This window comes from Mesorhizobium sp. P3_B5, assembly GCF_056402815.1.
In genome coordinates this window covers 849534-866273 of record NZ_JBFUGR010000001.1, presented here as the reverse complement: position 1 = coordinate 866273, position 16740 = coordinate 849534, and the positions used below count along the sequence as shown (strand labels likewise).

Below are 16740 nucleotides of genomic sequence, written 5' to 3'. Positions count from 1 at the left end.
ATCAGTTCCCCGCCTGGGTTTGCGGCAAGAGATAGCCGGTCGTCGAATGATCCAGCACAAGATACCGCACGGCGACGGCCTTGACCTCGTCGGCGGTGACCTTGCGGATGCGGTCGGGCCATTCCTCGATATCCCTGACATTGCCCCCGACGGCCAGCGTCGAGCCATAGATGTTGGCCATGGAATCCTGCTTGTCGCGGGCGAAGATCATCGAGCGGACGTAACGGGCCTTGGCCTTCTCCAACTCCTCGCCAGTGACCCCGTCCTTGGCGATGCGGATGATTTCGGCGTCGACCGCCGCCTCGACATCGGCGAGCTTGGCATCACCGCGCGGCGCGCCATAGACGGTGAAATTGGTGGCGTCGTGCATGGTGCCCTGGAAGAAGGCCCCGGCGCTGGCGGCTATGCCTTGCTTGACCACTAGCTCCTTGTAGAGCCGGCTGCGGCTGCCGCCGCCGAGGATTTCAGCCAGTATGTCGAGCGCTTCGGCTTCGCCCGGTTTTGCCGTGCGATAGGACGGAACCACCCATTGCGTCGAAAAGCTGGGCACGCTGACGCGCGCATCGGTGAGCGTCACCGTGCGCCTGGTGTTCTGCTCCGGCTCGACCGGACGGATGCGCGGCGGCAGGTCCGGACCGCGCGCGACCTTGCCAAAGGTCTTTTCGGCCAGCGCCTTGACCGCGTCCGGCTCGACGTCGCCGGCCACCACCAGCACGGCGTTGTTGGGGGTATAATATTTGTCGTAGAAGGCCGTGGCGTCGGTGCGGTTCAGCTGCTCCATCTCCTGCATCCAGCCAATCACCGGAATGCGGTAGGGCTGGTTCTGCCACAGCGTGGCGTCGACTTCCTCGTCGAGAACCGCCTCGGGATTGCTGTCGATGCGCGCGCGGCGCTCCTCGAGGATGACGTCGCGCTCGGTCTTGATGACCTCGTCGGTGAGGATGAGGTTACGCATCCGGTCGGCCTCGAAGCTCATCATGTCGCCGAGTGCCGAGGGCGCCACCGTCTCATGGAAGGCGGTGTAGTCATAGGAGGTGAAGGCGTTGTTGGAACCGCCTATGGCCGAGATGGCGCGGTCGAACTCGCCGGCTGGATGGTTCTTGGTTGCCTTGAACATGAGATGTTCGAAGAAATGGGCAATGCCGGATTTGCCCGGCGGCTCATCGGCACTGCCGATCTTGTACCACACCATATGGGTGACGATCGGCGCCCGGTGATCCGGGATGACGACCACCTCCATACCGTTGTCGAGCAGGAAGTCCGTAACCTTGCCGTCCTCCGATGCGGCCAGAACCGGGCTGGTCGTGACCAGGGCCAGCGCGGTCGTCAGCAGCATTCTGCGCAGAGATGTCATCAATGGCTCCGGATTTCATGCCGCGACGATAGGCAAGGTCTTGTGGACAAGCAAAGTGAATTGTTGGTCATGTTGCCGGCAAAGGCGGCGGCAAAGAGGCCGCCCCCGGGCTTGCAAGGGATGCTGCAAGCAATCAGCCGGCTTCGATGAAACGAATGACGGTCTCGCCATAGCCACGCTCGTCGACCACCGCAAAGCCGGGGCCAAGCTCGAACGGGGCCGCCGCCGCTTCTTCGACGACGCAGAGCGCACCGGGCGAGAGCCAGCCACCGGCCTTGGCCGAGCGCAAGGCGAGTTCGCCAAGACCCTTGCCGTAGGGCGGATCGGCAAACACCAGTCCGAAGGCAGCGATGGTGCCGGCCTCGCCCAGTGCTGACGCATCCCGGCGAAAAATCTTGGTGCGCCCGGTCAGCCCGAAGGCTTCGACATTGGTGCGGATCAGGCCGCGCCCTTCCGCCGCTTCCTCGATGAAGACGCCATAGGACGCGCCACGCGACAGCGCTTCGAGGCCGAGCGCGCCGGTGCCGGCGAACAGGTCGAGCACGCGCGCGCCGTCCAGTTTCTCGGGATAGCGATGCGCCAGCACGTTGAAGACAGCCTCGCGGGTGCGGTCGGTCGTCGGGCGGATGCCATTGCTGCGCGGCGTCGCCAGCGGACGCCCGCGAAACTCACCGCCGACGATCCGCATTACTTGCCCTTGGGGCCGTTACGCGGCCGGTCACTGCCGGGACGATCGCCCCGCGGCTTGCCGAACGGTTTTGCACCGCCGGGCTTGCCATAGGCGGCCTTGAACGAAGCCTTGCGGGCCTTGGCATCGCTGGCCTTGGCCGCGTCTGCCTCCGCCCTGCCCTTGCCGATCGGCCGCGCGCCAGGCGCCATCCAGACATTGGCCTTGCGCTGGCCCGGCGGCTCGATCGGCCGCTGCTCGCGTTCCGGCCTCTTCCCGCCTGGCTTGCCGCCGAAGCCGCCACGCGGCTTGTCGCCGAAGCCCCCGCGCGGTTTCTCGCCGAAGCTGCGCTCGGGCCTCGGGCCACGCTCGCCAAAGCTCTTTTCCGGCCCAGCACCTCTGTCGGGACTTGTCGACAGCTTGCCCAGCGCCTCGTCGCGGCTGCCTTCGCGGCGCTTGCGGTTCTTGATCAGCCCGCCCTCGCCGATCGGACGGCGCTCGCCGTCGCGGGTGAATTTCGGCCGCTCGGGTTCCTCTTCGCGCACGGTTTCGCGCCGCACCGGCTTGTTGGAAAACGGCTTGGTGATCTCGGCGTCGAAATTGGCGCCGGATTCCTCGACCAGGCGCTCGCCAAGCTGGTCGCGCAGCACGCGGCCCTTAATCTCGAGAACATGGCCTTCCTTCAGATCATCCAGCTGGAATGGGCCGTAGGAAATGCGGATCAGCCGCGTGACGTCGAGGCCGAGCGAGCCAAGGATGTTCCTGACCTCGCGGTTCTTGCCCTCTCGCAGGCCAAGCGTCAGCCAGGCATTGGTGCCCTGCTCTCGGTCGAGCGTCGCTTCGATGGCGCCATAGAAGACGCCGTCGACGGCAATGCCTTCGCGCAGGCCGGCGAGCGCGCTTTCCTCGACCTTGCCGTGGACGCGCACGCGGTAGCGCCTGAGCCAGCCGGTGGCCGGCAGTTCGAGCACGCGCGACAGCCCGCCATCATTGGTGAGCAGCAAAAGGCCCTCGGTGTTGATGTCAAGGCGACCGATGGTCATCAGCCGCGGCAGGTCGGCCGGCAGCACGTCGAACACGGTTTTGCGGCCCTCGGGATCGCGGTTGGTGGTGACCACGCCGGCCGGCTTGTGGAACAGGAACAGCCTTGTGCGCTCGATCGGTGGTATCTCCATGCCGTCGAGATGGATGATGTCGCCGGGCATGACATTGAAGGCCGGTGTGGTCAGCGCGCGGCCATTGACCTTGACGCGGCCGGCCGCAATCAGCTCCTCGGCATCGCGGCGCGAGGCGAGGCCGGCGCGCGCCAGCCGCTTGGCGATGCGCTCACCTGCCTCTTCCGTTGCCTCGGCGGCACGCGGGCGCGGCTTGAAACCACCGCCTGATGCGCCCTGGGGACGATCGCCAAAGTCGCGCTTGGGGCGATCAGCGAAGTCACGCTTAGGCCGGTCAGCAAAGTCACGCTTAGGCCGGTCGTCGCGCGGTTTGAAGTCACGCTTCGGCCGTTCGCCTTCGGCGGCCATCGGCCGATCGCCGCGCGGTGCATAGGGTTTGCGCGGACCTTCGCGCTTCTCATAAGGCTTGCGCTCGCCTTCAGCGGCCATTGCTCGGTCGCCGCGTGGCGCATAGGGTTTGCGCGGTCCTTCGCGCTTCTCGTAAGGCTTGCGCTCGCCCTCGGCGGCCATCGGACGATCACCACGCGGGGCATAGGGCTTGCGCGGGCCTTCGCGTTTTTCATATGGCTTGCCCTCGGGGCGCGGACCCTTGCTGAATGGCCGATCGCCGCTCTTGAAGTCGCGCTTCGGCCGCTCGCCGTCGGTGGCCATCGGCCGGTCGCCACGCGGGGCATAGGGCTTGCGCGGGCCTTCGCGCTTTTCAAAAGGCTTGCCTTCGGGGCGCGGGCCCTTGCTGAATGGCCGGTCGCCGCTCTTGAAATCGCGCTTCGGGCGCTCGCCCTCAGCGGCTATCGGCCTGTCACCGCGCGGTGCGTAGGGTTTCTTGGCGCCGAAGGATGGCTTGCCGCCTTTGCCGGCGGCGCCATCGCGGCTGCGCGGTCCCGCAGCTTTCGGGCCGCCTCTGGCCGGACCCTTTTTGGGCCGGAATTTCTTGTCGTTGTCGTCCATGTGGCCTTTGCCTGTTTGCGCTGCTACAGCGTGGCGCATCCTTTCGGGCGCGCAAAGAACGCTGTAGCACTTTTGATTTGGCGCATGATCATTTCCGAAAACCGAGTCCGATTTTCGAGGTTATGCGCTCAATAACAGGATCACGCCTGAGTGGCGAGGAGATAATCGGCATGGAAACCCGCGTGAAGCGGCCGGATTTCATGGCGCTGGCGTTGCAAGAGGCCGAAGCCGCCGCCTTGCGCGGCGAAGTGCCGGTCGGCGCCGTCATTGCCAGCGGCAGCACGGTGGTGGCAAAAGCCGGCAATCGTACCCGCGAGTTTGCCGATCCGACGGCACATGCCGAGATGCTGGCGATCCGCGAGGCTTGCCAGAAGCTGTCAGCCGAGCGGCTTACCGGCCACGATCTCTATGTAACGCTGGAGCCCTGCGTCATGTGCGCCGGTGCCATTTCCTTCGCCAGGCTGCGCCGGCTCTATTTCGGCGCCGCCGACGAGAAGGGCGGCGCGGTGGTCAACGGCGTGCGCTTCTTCACGTCACCCACGTGCCACCACACGCCCGACATCTATCCGGGCATGGCCGAACATGACGCGGCGTTGCTGCTGAGGGATTTTTTCCGGGAGCGACGCGAACCTTAGCGCCTGTTACAGCGTCCGTTGCGTCCAGGAACGCGTAGCGCTGGAAAGCCGCGTGCTTACCAGGGCAGCCAGTCGAACATGCCGCCGCTCTTGCTCTTGGCGGCTGCCTCCTTCTTGAGGCGGCGTTCCTTCTTGTATTCGTCCTCGCCGAGCTGGTCCTGCGGCGCCGTGTCGGCGGCGACACGGTACTGCACCGGCGGCTCGCTCAGATATTTGCGCTTGGTCGGATCGCCCTGCTTGCTTTCTATCATGCGGCGCTGGATTTCGGCGGCGCGACCCTTGTCCGAGTCAGCCGGCGACCAGCGTGGCGGATGGCTCGAACCCGAATCCGCCATCGCCTTCTTGATCGATTCCGGGTCGGTCTGCACATCATCGACGATCTGCGACTGGTAGGCAGGATCGTCCTGATGCGCGGTGGCGTCGGCACGCAGGCGGGCGCGGCGTTGCTCGGGCGATTCGGGCCATTCGGCGCTCGCCGTCTCGATGCTGTCCTGCGGCGGCGGCAGCACTTCCTTCTGTCCCAGCGCCGGCTTCACCAGTTCGGGACGCGGCTTGTAGTCGATCCGTTCCTTGTGCTTCGGCGCGATCGAAAAGGCGCTGGAGAGATCGCCCGCCAACTGTTCACCGGCGGTCTTGTCGGTGCCGTAGGTGGGCGAGCCCATGCAGCCGGACAGAGCGAGCCCCGATGCGACAAGCGGCGCTAGCAGCGCAACGCGCGCGTAAGTTCTCTCGGTCATGCCAAAAAGTCCCACTCTAGACAGCCTCTCGATCGCCACCGGCCAAAGGTCCGGTCCCCATCGTCGATGCTCTTGCGACGGAAATCCGGCGACAATTTGTCGTCCGGAGTTTCGCGTGTTTACCTCAACCGCTCGTTAAGGGCAACGCGCGGGGGGCTGTCAGCCCCTCGCCGTGGCATTTGTGCACCGTTTCAAAGCCGCCCGAGCGCCTTCAACTCTTGCAGGACAGCGGCGTCCCGGGCCGAAACATCGGGGAATTCGGCATCCTGTCCGACATCGGCGGTGTAGCGCCATGAGCGCGCGCATTTCGCCAGGCCCCGATCCTGCGCCTTCTCGATCACGACCGCTATGCCCTTGACGTCGTCCAGGGTGAAGGCGCCGGAAGGCGCGTTGCCGTGGGCGATGACGAGATCGCTGGTGATCGCCATCTCGGCCATGTCGACATCCGCTATCGCCGCTTCGAGCGCGGCATCGTCCAGCGTGACCACCGGCACGGCTTCCAGCGACGAGCCGATCACCTTCTGGGCGCGCGCGATCTCGAGCGCGCCGGTGACGACACGGCGAACCTGCCGCACTTTGCGCCATTTTTCCGCCAGCGCCTCGTTCTTCCAGTCCGCCGGGATTTCCGGAAACTGGTCGAGATGCAGCGACACGGCGTCCGGATGACGGTCGAGCCAGGCCTCTTCCATGGTGAAGGGCAGCATCGGCGCCAGCCACTTCACCAGGCAGTCGAACAGGTGGCGCACCACTTGCACGGAGGCCTTGCGCTTCACGCTCGACGGCGCGTCGCAATAGAGCGCGTCCTTGCGGATGTCGAAATAGAAGGCCGACAGTTCGACCACCATGAAGTCTAGCAGCGTGCGGGTGACGCGCTTGAACTCGAAGGCATCGTAGCCCGATCGCACGATCTCATCGAGCTCGGCCAGCCGGTGCAGCATCAGCCGCTCCAGCTCCGGCATCTTGTCCAGCGGCACCTCCTCGCCATCGTCATGGGCGAGCGTGCCCAGCATCCAGCGGATTGTGTTCCTGAGCTTGCGGTAGGCGTCGATATTGGTCTGCAGCACGTTCTTGCCGAGCCGCTGGTCTTCCCAATAGTCGGTCGTCACCACCCACAGGCGCAGGATATCGGCGCCGGACTGCTTGATGACGTCCTGCGGCACGACGGTGTTGCCGAGCGACTTCGACATCTTACGTCCCTCTTCATCCATGGTGAAGCCATGGGTGACGACGGTTTCGTAAGGCGCCCTGCCCCTGGTGCCGCAGCTTTCGAGCAGCGAGGAGTGGAACCAGCCGCGATGCTGGTCGGAGCCTTCCATATAGACGTCGGCCGGCCATTTCAGGTCGGGACGGTCCTCCAGCGTGAAGACGTGCGTCGAGCCCGAATCGAACCAGACGTCGAGGATGTCCATCACCTGCTTCCACTTCGAAGCGTCGTGGTTGCCGAGGAAACGCTCCTTGGCGCCGGCCGCGAACCAGGCGTCGGCGCCTTCTTTCTCAAAAGCGTCCATGATGCGCTGGTTGACCGCCTCGTCCTTCAGCACATTGCCGTCGGCATCGGCGAAGACGGCGATCGGCACGCCCCAGGCGCGCTGGCGCGACAGCACCCAGTCGGGCCGCTCCTCGATCATGGCGCGGATACGGTTCTGGCCCGCCGCCGGCACGAAGCGGGTGTCATCGATCGCCTTCAGCGCGCGGCTGCGCAACGTCGTGCCGTCGCCGAGATCCTTGTCCATATAGACGAACCACTGCGGCGTGTTGCGGAAGATAATCGGCTTTTTCGAGCGCCACGAATGCGGATAGGAATGCTTCAGCCGGCCGCGCGCGAACAGCGCATTGCGCTTGATCAATTCGTCGATGACCGCCTGGTTGGCATTGCCCTTCTTGCCATTGTCGTCGATGACGCGCGCTGGCCCGCCCTCGCGGTCCGGGCCAAAACCCGGCGCGTCCTTGGTGAAGAAGCCGCCATCGTCGACCGGGAACGGAATGGCTGTGTCGATGCCGCGCTGGCGAAGCTCGTTGGCGGCATCCGTCCAGGCATCGAAGTCCTCGCGACCGTGGCTGGGCGCTGTGTGAACGAAGCCGGTGCCGGCATCGTCGGTGACATGATCACCGGCAACCATCGGCACCGGGAATTCATAGCCACCGCCGAAGCCTTTGAGCGGATGCGAAAGCGTAAGACTTCCAAGCTGTTCCGCCGAAACGCTGTGAAGCCGATTCAAGGTGACCTTGGCCTTGGCCGCCGAGTCTTCCGACAATGCATCGGCAAAGATCAGCTTCTCGCCCGGCTGCGGACCGAAGGCGTTCTCGACCGCCGTGACCTCATAAAGCCCATAGCCGATACGCGACGAATAGCTGACCGCGCGGTTGCCCGGGATGGTCCAGGGCGTCGTCGTCCAGATGACGACATGAGCTTCCAGCAGGTCCAGTGACGTCTCGGTCAGCTTTGGATCCCGTGCCGGCTGCCCAGCCTCAAGGCTGGCGACTGGAAACTTCACCCAGATCGTATCGGACTCATAATCCTGGTACTCAACCTCGGCCTCGGCAAGTGCTGTGCGCTCGACCACGCTCCACATCACCGGCTTGGAGCCGCGGTAAAGCTGGCCCGACATGGCAAATTTCAGCAATTCGCCGGCGATACGCGCCTCGGCATGGAAGGCCATCGTCGTATAGGGGTTCTTGAAATCGCCGACGACGCCGAGCCGCTGGAACTCGCCGCCCTGCACCGAGATCCAGTGCGCAGCGAATTCGCGGCATTCCCGGCGGAACTCGTTGACCGGCACCTCGTCCTTGTTCTTGCCCTTGGCGCGGTATTGTTCCTCGATCTTCCATTCGATCGGCAGGCCGTGGCAGTCCCAGCCGGGCACATAGTTGGAGTCATAGCCGCGCATCTGGAACGAGCGGGTGATGACGTCCTTGAGGATCTTGTTCAGCGCATGGCCGATATGGATGTTGCCGTTGGCGTAGGGCGGGCCGTCATGCAGCACGTATTTTTCACGGCCGGCCGCGCTTTCGCGCAGCTTGCGGTAGAGGTCCATGTCCTGCCAGCGCTTGACCAGCAGCGGCTCCTTCTCCGGCAAGCCGGCACGCATCGGGAAATCCGTCTGCGGCAGATAAAGCGTCTTGGAATAGTCGATCGTATCGGTTGTGTCGGTCATTGGTCTGCCATGTGCATTGCCCGGCGGGCGTAGAAGCTCGGGCGTTGAAATCTTCGCTTTGACGCGTATCGGTTTCCCAAAACCGGACCCATTTTTGGGCGATATGCGTCGATCATTTGGAAAAAGCGCGAGAGGCACGCGCAAGATCCCCGGCGGCTCCAGCGGCGCTCAGGCCGCCCGGAACACCGGGCTCGTAATTCGTATCGTCAGCGCGCGAAGGCGCGAAAAGCTCGTCATGGCAGGGCTTTTAGCGGAGAAAGCCGCAGGAATAAAGCGTCTCTCGTTCGATTCAGCTACATCGTGAAGTCGAAACGATAGGTGGTCGAGACGCCGATCATGAACTGGTTGCGCTCGCCGCGCTCCTTGACCAGGCTGGAATCGGCGGCCGGGCCCATCAGGCGGGAATATTCGCCAAACAGGCTGGCCGTCATCGGTTCGGTCACCTTCCAGGTTATGGCGCCGCCAAGGCCTGTCGATTTCAAGCCGCCGCCGGGATGGTATTCGCTGAGGCCCGAGGCCACCGCCTCCTGCGCATTGACGCCATAGTAGGCATCGAAATAGCCGGAAGAGGCGAAGGAAACGCGCGGACCGCCCGAAATCCTGACATTTGGCGTCACATCATAGAAGGCGTCGGCGGCGATGTCGGCGACGAAACCGTTATGGGCGCGAATGCCGTGGCGCAGTTCGGCGCGAGCGCGCAGCCAGTCCGTCGGATAGAATTCGAAGAAGCCACCGACCTCGCCGCCCCAGCGCACCGGGTCGAGGCCCTTCAGCTCATCGTCGCTGCTGCGGGAAAACAGGAATTTGCCGGTCAGGCCGGCGCGGACACCGCCATCGTCGACCAGCGCCAGCGAGATGTTGTCGTTGCGCGAGACAAAGCGGGCGGTGGGACCAGCCTTGCCGAGCGAGATGATCGGCTGGGCACTGAGCAGGTACTTCTTGCCGCCCTCGAAATTCGGCGCGACCATGCCGGTGGCGCCAACCGTTAGATACCAGTCGCCGGACAGCCAGCCGAAGGTGCCCTCACCGGCCTCGGCGGCAGCGGGCGCGCCCAACATGACGGCCGCCAGAAACGCAGACATTTTTCCGACCGGACTCATGGTCACTCCACTAACACAACACAGCCGCGCACCGGCCACAGCTTTGACGGTCGTTTGGTAAAATTTGATTTAAATCCGTGACAGGGGAGCTCGGTTTGTTGTCCTTGCTGGCTGTCGCCTTCGGCTGGACGCGCGCCGCCACCGGTATTAACCTCGTGGCCGGCAAATGCCAGACGTTCTTCTATGCCAAAGCGAGACTGGAGGAGATGCGGCAATGACCCTGCGCGGCGATGCATTGAAGGACGCGATCGGCCAGACACGAGACAAATGGGGGTGGTTCGTCGCGCTCGGCGTGCTGCTGCTCATCTTCGGCGGCATTGCCTTCGGCAATCTGTTCATCGCCACGGTCGCCTCGGTCTATGTCGTGGGTTGGCTGATGCTGATGGCCGGCATCATCGAGATCATTCATGCCTTCGGCGTCAAGACCTGGGGCCGCTTCTTCTACTGGCTGCTCAGCGGCCTGCTCTATGCCGTCGCCGGGTTCTTCGCCTTTGACAATCCGCTGCTGGCCTCGGCGGTACTGACCTTCCTGCTGGCGGTGTCGCTTGTCGCGTCAGGCGCGCTCCGAGCCTGGGTCGGCTACAGCCATCGGCCGGCCAATGGTTGGGGCTGGGTCGTCGCGGCCGGCCTGATCAGCGTGCTGGCGGGCCTGACCATCGCCATGGGCTGGCCAGTCAACAGCCTGTGGGTGCTCGGGCTGTTCCTGGCCGTCGATCTGATTTTCCAGGGCTGGACCTTTATTGCCGTCGGGCTTGCCCTGAAGAAGTAAGGGCGCTGAAGACGTCGTTCAAAAAGCCACGGCCGCGTCGAGGTCGGAAAGCGGGCTGACACCGGCAAGCAGCGCCCTCGCCTCGGCCTCGTCACGCTTCATCTGCGCAACCAGAGCGTCGAGCCCGTCGAACTTCACCTCCGAACGCAGGAAGCCGAAGAACGACACCGCGCAAATCTCGCCATAGAGATCGCCGGAAAAGTCGAAGACAAAGGTTTCCAGCAGCGGCGCGCCATTGTCGTCGACGGTCGGACGGCGGCCGAAGCTGGAAACGCCGTCGTGCAGCGTGCCGTCGGCGCGGCGGAAGCGGACGGCATAAATCCCTTCCTTCAGAGTCGCTTCCGGGGAAAGCCTCATGTTGGCGGTGGGAAAACCCAGCGTCCGGCCCAGCTGCTGGCCGCCGATCACCTCGCCCTCGACGGTGAAGCGGTAGCCAAGCAGGCCGGCGGCCTCGGCTACCTCTCCCGCGCACAGCAACGACCGGATGCGGCTCGACGACACCACCTCGGCGCCCTCGTCGCGAAAGGCGTCGACCAGGGTGACGCCAAAACCGTGGCACTCGCCTGCCGCCATCAGAAAAGCCGGACCGCCCTGCCTGTCCTTACCGAAGTGGAAATCGAAACCGGTCACGGCATGCGTGATGCCGAGGTTCTTTTCCAGCACGTCGGTGACGAAAGCCTCCGCCGACAGGGAAGCGAAGTCGCGCGTGAACGGCTGTTCGACCAGGGCTGCAAAACCCAGATGCGACAGCAGCCGCGCCTTCATCGGCGGCGGCGTCAGCACGAACAGCGGCATATCCGGCCTGAACACCTTGCGCGGGTGCGGCTCGAAGCTCAGCGCGAGCGCGGGTGCGCCGCGCCGCGCCGCCTCGGTGAGCGCGCGTTCGAGCACGGCCTGATGGCCGCGATGAACGCCGTCGAAATTGCCAATCGCGACAACGCCGCCACGCAGTTGGGCGGGCAGCGGCGAGATTGCGGAAATGCGGTCCGTCATTTCGAGGCTTCCGTCATGGCGCGACCCTATCGCAGTCTCGGAATAACTGCGACCGGCCGGTAGCCGTGCTTTTCCAGAAAGGCCTGGAGTCGCGCCGGATCCGGCTGCAGCGGGTCGCCATAGTCGCGGGCATGGACGCCGCCCGACACGTAGAGCACGTCGAAGCCATTGTCGGCGGCGCCCTTGACGTCGGTCATCATGCCGTCGCCGATGGCCAGCACTCGGCCGCGCTCGACCGTGCGGCCGAGAAGGCCGGCGACCTCTTTCAGCGCGACGTCATAGACCGGTGCATAAGGTTTTCCGGCGATCAGCGTGCGCCCGCCAAGCCGGGCATAGTCGCGGGCCAAGGCCCCCGCGCACCAGATCATCCGCTCGCCGCGCTCCACCATGATATCGGGATTGGCACAGATGAAAGGCAGGTTCCTGGCCCGCAGCCGCCGCAGAAGCTCGGCGTAGTCCTCCGGTTTTTCTACCTCGTCATCGAACAGCCCGGTGCAGACGATGCCGGATGCCTCGAACTCCTCGACGAGTTCGACGTCAAGACCGTCATAGAGCGTGAAATCGCGGTCGGCACCGATATGGAAAATCTGGCGCGGACCCTCGGCAATCAGATCGCGAGTGACGTCGCCGGAGGTGACGACCCGGTCATAGGCCGCAGGCGGAACGCCGATGGCGTTCATCTGCGCCACCACGTCTGCGCTGCGGCGCGGCGAATTGGTGATCAGCACGACAGGCAGTTTGGCCGCGCGCGCGGTTTCCAAGGCCAGGGCCGCCGCCGGAAAATGCCGTTCGCCATTGTGAACCACGCCCCAGACATCGCAGAGGATGGCACTATAGGAATCCGACAGATCCGCGAGCGAGCCGATGATGTCGGGCGTATGCGCCATGCCGTTTCCCAAAATGATGATCGTTGCAGGAGCCGCCGCCGACGGTCCGCCGCAGCCGGTCCGCATTAGCCGAAGCGCCTCATCCTGTCACCAGCTTTTGCAAGGCGATGTGACGACCCTTGCGCTGGGCAGCAATATTCGCCGCCGCCGACCGCGTGGTTAATGAGCGTTGAATGGATGGCGTGATCTTGAAAGCATTTCAGAAACTCGAAATTTAACGATTTGTGGCATCGTCCTGCCGACAACTGGGGTTTGGGCAGGGGTTCTGACGACATGATCCGGAAATTCGGAAGTGACAGGCGTGGCAACTACGCATTGATGACCGTTATTGCCATGGTGCCGCTGATGGGCGCCGTGGCGCTCGCCGTCGACTATTCGGAGTTGCTGCGGCAAAAGCAGGATACGTTGAACGCACTGGATGCCGCAGGCATCGCCACCGCACAGCAGATCGTCGCGGGCAAGAGCGACACCGCCGTCACGGCCTTCGCCAAGACTTTCTTCGAGGTCAATCTCGGGCACGTCAAGCCGGCGAATACCCTGCTGACCGTCACGCTGCCCGCCACCAACACAGGCGGCGGCACGCTGAAGCTGTGCGCCGCTTTGACGTACCATCCCTATTTCCTGCCGGCGGCCGCCATGCTGATCGGAAGGACTGCCGAGAATGTCAACCTGTCGGCATGTTCCGAGGTTCGCCTCAAGAACACGCTGGAAGTCTCTCTCGTACTCGACAATTCCGGCTCGATGAGCACCAACGGCTCCGGTACCGGCCAACCGCGAATAGACCTGCTCAAGCAGGCCGCGACCGAACTTGTCAATACGATGGCGCTCCAGGCCGCACAGATGAAGCAGGTCACCAAGCCGATGCAGTTTTCCCTGGTTCCGTTTTCGGCGTCGGTCAATGTCGGCGCAGCCAACAAGGACGCGACCTGGATGGACACGACCGGCATTTCGCCGGTCCATCATGAGAACTTCGATTGGTCGACGATGACAGCGGCCGCCAATGCGAACAAATGGGTCGAAAAAGTGGGCACCATGTACTACCAGCGGGGCACGGGCTGGGGCACGGACAAAGACAAGCAGATGACCCGCTTCAGCCTTTACAAGGATATGCTGGCCACGACCTGTACGAAAAAGCAAGGCGGCACTTGCAAGACCTCTGTGACCGCCGCGTATGAAGCCTGGAAGGGCTGTGTGGAGGCAAGGCCGTATCCCTACAATGACGACGATACATCGCCGGCCACAGGCACGCCCGCCACCATGTTCGTGCCGATGTTCGCGCCGGACGAAGCCGGCAATTTCTGGGTCGACAGCACTCGCACCAGCACATCGTCATGGGGTTACACCAACAATTGGTGGATCGATTCTCTAGACACGCTGACCGTGCCCAAGCGCCAGGCGGACATGCGAAAGTATTTCCTGACGAAGCCCTGGGACGCAGCGGCCGCAGCCACCGATGATGGACCCAATTCGGGATGCACGACCGCCGCGATCACGCCGCTGCAGGACGTAACGACCACGGCCGGCAAGAACACTATCACGAACGCCATCGCCGCCATGGCGCCGACCGGCAACACCAACGTGCCGGAAGGGCTGGCCTGGGGCTGGCGGACGGTGTCGAGCAACGAGCCTTTCACGGAAGGCCGACCGAACACCGAAAAGGGCAACGACAAAGTGGTCATCGTGCTGACCGACGGCGCCAACACCTACAGCATCGGCCCCAGCAACGACATGACCACCGGCTATGCCAAAAACGGATCGACCTACGCCGCTTACGGTTACACCGGACCGAAAACGGGGGAAACCGCGACCCGAATGTTCGTTAATACAACCGTCACCAAGACAACTTATACGGACGCCAACTACACAGCCGCGCTTGACCAGCAGATGCAAACGCTTTGTGCCAATGCGAAGAATGCGAACATTCTCCTGATGACCGTCTCGCTCGACCTGGTTACCACCAAGCCCGCGGAAAAGACTGCCATCGACGCGCTCAAGAAATGCTCCTCGGATTCGCGCTTCCGCAAGGATCCGACCGACCCGACCGGCAAGACACCTGCGAAACTCTACTGGAACGCGACTGGCGCCACCTTGTCGCAAAGTTTCAAGGAAATCGCCGACGAACTGTCGAACCTGCGCATCGTCAGCTGATCTTCTGAACTTTTCGAAACGACACGCCCCGCCTCCGGCGGGGCGCTTTGTTTGGAGCGCCTGTTCAAGGTGCGCCGACGCGCTTGGTTAGCTTTTGATGAAATGCCGATCGCGCAATCGACAGGTTTCCCAAACCCGTCCTTCAGCGTTTTGTGAGACTCTGGCTGGATTGAGAATACGCAGGCGGGGCCGCTTACAGACATGCGTGAATTCTGGCGTCAATTCTTCCGTGACCGGCGCGGCAACTATGCACTCGTGACCGCATTTGCCATGGTGCCGCTGATGGGCGCCGTGGCGATGGCCGTCGACTACACGGAAATGTCCAACCAGAAGCAGTCGGTGGTGAACGCGCTCGACGCTGCCAATTTCGCCACAGCGCGTCGCCTGGTCCAGGGTGCCACCGAGGATCAGTTGAAAGCCTACGCGCTCGACTTCTTCAGAGCCAATCTCGACAAAGTCGATCCTGCCAAAACCACGCTCAGCGTCACGCTGCCGACCACCACCACTGGCGGTGGCATTCTCAAGTTGTGCGCCGCCCTGGTGTATGATCCCTATTTCCTGCCGGCAGCGGCGATGCTGGTCGGCAAATCCTCCGGCGAGATCGACTATTCCGTTTGCTCGCAAGTCCGGCTGAAGAACACCCTGGAAGTCGCCATGGTGCTGGACAATTCGGGCTCGATGACGACGCCTGGCACCGGTTCGGGACAAAAGCGCATCGACCTTCTCAAGCAGGCCGCCAAGCAATTGGTCGACACGCTGGCCGTGCAGGCGGCGATGATCAAGCAGATCGACAAGCCGGTCCAGTTCAGCCTGGTGCCGTTCGCTGCCTCGGTCAATGTCGGGCCGGCGAACGACAACGCGTCCTGGATCGACGCCTATGGGCTGTCGCCAATCCACAACGAGAATTTCGACTGGTCGACGCTGAACGCCGCCAACAAATATGCCCAGAAAATCAATGGCATCTGGTACAAGAAGGGTACTGGCTGGGGCACCGAGGAAGGCCAGATGCTGACCCGGTTCTCGCTCTATCGCGACATGAAGGTCGTCACCAGCCACGAGCGGATCGCCGGCAGCGAGCGCGTCGTCTGCGACGTCTACCGTTCCAACCACACCTGCAAGACCAGTCACAAGGAATACGACTACACCGACACGTATGGCCCATTCGCCAGCTGGCAGGGCTGCGTCGAGGACCGGCCTTATCCCTACAATGTCAACGACGCGCCGGCATCCGGCGGGCCCAACAACGGCGGCATCGGCGTCGGCGATCCGGCAACGATGTTCGTGCCTATGTTCGCACCCGACGAGCCCGGCAATCACTGGAAGCTGACCCAGGATCCGGACGAGGCGAACCCTGTAACCTATGGCGCGGCAAACAGCTGGTGGAACGACGACCCGACAAGCACCACCGGCAAGACGCGGCAATCCAACATGGCCAAATATTTCCAGCCGCGGCCGATCGATGCGCCGGTGCTGGCCAAGGGCGCCGGCCCCAATTACAGCTGCACCACCACGCCGATCACACCGCTGACCGACGTCACCGATGCCGCAGGGCTGACCAAGATCAAGGCCGCAATCGACCTGATGACGCCCAACGGCAACACCAATGTGCCGGAAGGTCTGGCCTGGGGGTGGCGCACCGTCTCCAGCACCGAGCCCTTCACCGAGGGACGTCCGGAGACGGAACGCGGCAACGACAAGGTGGTCATCGTGCTCACCGATGGCGAGAACACCTATTCGACGGTGAGCAGTGACCCGGCCGGCAACAAGTCGACCTATGCCGCCTACGGCTATACCGGCCTCGGCTACAATGGCGGCGCGGTCACCCGCCTGTTCGGCGGCACGTCGAGCGCCGTCGGCCAGTTCAACTATTCGTCCAGCAACTACACTACCGCGCTCAACGACCAGATGGCGACGCTGTGCAACAACGCCAAGGCAGCCAACATCATGGTGATGACCGTGGCGCTGGACCTGTCGACCACGGATGCCAGCGACAAGAAGGCGATCGACGCGCTGAAGACGTGCTCGTCGGACTCGCGCTTCCGCAAGGACCCGACCGACCCGAGCAAGCCGGCCAAGCTGTTCTGGAACGCAACGGGTGCAACGCTGTCGGACAATTTCAAGGAAATCGCCAACGAGTTGTCGAACCTTCGCGTGGTGAGCTGAGGCAATTTT

12 protein-coding genes are annotated in these 16740 nt (G+C 63.5%); 4 read left to right on the top strand and 8 right to left on the bottom strand.

Annotation, left to right across the window (positions count from 1 at the left end):
- Position 1: 1 nt before the first annotated feature.
- From AC1DVW_RS04340 to AC1DVW_RS04330, 3 genes are all read right to left on the bottom strand, one after another.
- Positions 2 to 1354, bottom strand: coding sequence for a M16 family metallopeptidase (locus AC1DVW_RS04340; protein ID WP_477321397.1), 1353 nt, complete (start codon positions 1352 to 1354; stop codon positions 2 to 4).
- A 133-nt stretch (positions 1355 to 1487) separates the two neighbouring features.
- The gene (gene rsmD / locus AC1DVW_RS04335; RefSeq protein WP_477321395.1) at positions 1488 to 2042 is read right to left on the bottom strand and encodes a 16S rRNA (guanine(966)-N(2))-methyltransferase RsmD; all 555 of its coding nucleotides are present in this window, start codon (positions 2040 to 2042) and stop codon (positions 1488 to 1490) included.
- Positions 2042 to 4144, bottom strand: coding sequence for a pseudouridine synthase (locus tag AC1DVW_RS04330; RefSeq protein ID WP_477321393.1), 2103 nt, complete (start codon positions 4142 to 4144; stop codon positions 2042 to 2044). Before AC1DVW_RS04330 ends, rsmD begins: the two co-directional genes overlap by 1 nt.
- A 182-nt stretch (positions 4145 to 4326) precedes the next feature.
- On the opposite strand from AC1DVW_RS04330, the gene AC1DVW_RS04325 reads away from it, so the two are divergent.
- The gene (locus tag AC1DVW_RS04325) at positions 4327 to 4779 is read left to right on the top strand and encodes a nucleoside deaminase (protein WP_477321610.1); all 453 of its coding nucleotides are present in this window, start codon (positions 4327 to 4329) and stop codon (positions 4777 to 4779) included.
- 56 nt (positions 4780 to 4835) lie between these two features.
- Here the strand turns inward: AC1DVW_RS04325 and AC1DVW_RS04320 are convergent, their stop codons facing one another.
- The 3 genes from AC1DVW_RS04320 to AC1DVW_RS04310 form a co-directional block, all read right to left on the bottom strand.
- Positions 4836 to 5516, bottom strand: a complete 681-nt coding sequence (locus AC1DVW_RS04320) for a hypothetical protein (RefSeq protein ID WP_477242663.1) — start codon at positions 5514 to 5516, stop codon at positions 4836 to 4838.
- 191 nt (positions 5517 to 5707) lie between these two features.
- Positions 5708 to 8671 (bottom strand): isoleucine--tRNA ligase, encoded by a 2964-nt coding sequence (gene ileS, locus AC1DVW_RS04315; protein ID WP_477321391.1) that lies wholly within the window; start codon positions 8669 to 8671, stop codon positions 5708 to 5710.
- Between the two features lie 293 nt (positions 8672 to 8964).
- Positions 8965 to 9753, bottom strand: coding sequence for a MipA/OmpV family protein (locus AC1DVW_RS04310; RefSeq protein ID WP_477321389.1), 789 nt, complete (start codon positions 9751 to 9753; stop codon positions 8965 to 8967).
- Between the two features lie 232 nt (positions 9754 to 9985).
- Between AC1DVW_RS04310 and AC1DVW_RS04305 the strand changes: the two genes are divergently transcribed.
- On the top strand, positions 9986 to 10540 hold the full coding sequence (locus tag AC1DVW_RS04305) for an HdeD family acid-resistance protein (RefSeq protein ID WP_477321387.1): 555 nt from the start codon (positions 9986 to 9988) through the stop codon (positions 10538 to 10540).
- An 18-nt stretch (positions 10541 to 10558) separates the two neighbouring features.
- Here AC1DVW_RS04305 and AC1DVW_RS04300 read toward each other — a convergent pair whose 3' ends face one another.
- A complete protein-coding gene (locus AC1DVW_RS04300; RefSeq protein WP_477321385.1) occupies positions 10559 to 11533 on the bottom strand; it encodes a bifunctional riboflavin kinase/FAD synthetase in 975 nt (324 codons plus the stop codon).
- Between the two features lie 26 nt (positions 11534 to 11559).
- The gene (locus AC1DVW_RS04295; protein WP_477242658.1) at positions 11560 to 12420 is read right to left on the bottom strand and encodes a TIGR01459 family HAD-type hydrolase; all 861 of its coding nucleotides are present in this window, start codon (positions 12418 to 12420) and stop codon (positions 11560 to 11562) included.
- A gap of 273 nt (positions 12421 to 12693) precedes the next feature.
- On the opposite strand from AC1DVW_RS04295, the gene AC1DVW_RS04290 reads away from it, so the two are divergent.
- Together AC1DVW_RS04290 and AC1DVW_RS04285 are read left to right on the top strand one after the other, a co-directional pair.
- A complete protein-coding gene (locus tag AC1DVW_RS04290) occupies positions 12694 to 14568 on the top strand; it encodes a pilus assembly protein TadG-related protein (RefSeq protein WP_477321383.1) in 1875 nt (624 codons plus the stop codon).
- Positions 14569 to 14769: 201 nt separating this feature from the next.
- On the top strand, positions 14770 to 16731 hold the full coding sequence (locus AC1DVW_RS04285; protein WP_477242656.1) for a TadE/TadG family type IV pilus assembly protein: 1962 nt from the start codon (positions 14770 to 14772) through the stop codon (positions 16729 to 16731).
- The last annotated feature ends 9 nt before the right edge of the window (positions 16732 to 16740 follow it).

Coding starts and splice junctions, on each gene's coding strand:
- AC1DVW_RS04310 (WP_477321389.1), bottom strand. CDS start 9,753: ATGTCTGCGTTTCTGGCGGCCGTCATGTTGGGCGCGCCCGCTGCCGCC.
- AC1DVW_RS04320 (WP_477242663.1), bottom strand. CDS start 5,516: ATGACCGAGAGAACTTACGCGCGCGTTGCGCTGCTAGCGCCGCTTGTC.
- AC1DVW_RS04290 (WP_477321383.1), top strand. CDS start 12,694: ATGATCCGGAAATTCGGAAGTGACAGGCGTGGCAACTACGCATTGATG.
- rsmD (WP_477321395.1), bottom strand. CDS start 2,042: ATGCGGATCGTCGGCGGTGAGTTTCGCGGGCGTCCGCTGGCGACGCCG.
- AC1DVW_RS04340 (WP_477321397.1), bottom strand. CDS start 1,354: ATGACATCTCTGCGCAGAATGCTGCTGACGACCGCGCTGGCCCTGGTC.
- ileS (WP_477321391.1), bottom strand. CDS start 8,671: ATGACCGACACAACCGATACGATCGACTATTCCAAGACGCTTTATCTG.
- AC1DVW_RS04295 (WP_477242658.1), bottom strand. CDS start 12,420: ATGGCGCATACGCCCGACATCATCGGCTCGCTCGCGGATCTGTCGGAT.
- AC1DVW_RS04300 (WP_477321385.1), bottom strand. CDS start 11,533: ATGACGGACCGCATTTCCGCAATCTCGCCGCTGCCCGCCCAACTGCGT.
- AC1DVW_RS04305 (WP_477321387.1), top strand. CDS start 9,986: ATGACCCTGCGCGGCGATGCATTGAAGGACGCGATCGGCCAGACACGA.
- AC1DVW_RS04330 (WP_477321393.1), bottom strand. CDS start 4,144: ATGGACGACAACGACAAGAAATTCCGGCCCAAAAAGGGTCCGGCCAGA.
- AC1DVW_RS04285 (WP_477242656.1), top strand. CDS start 14,770: ATGCGTGAATTCTGGCGTCAATTCTTCCGTGACCGGCGCGGCAACTAT.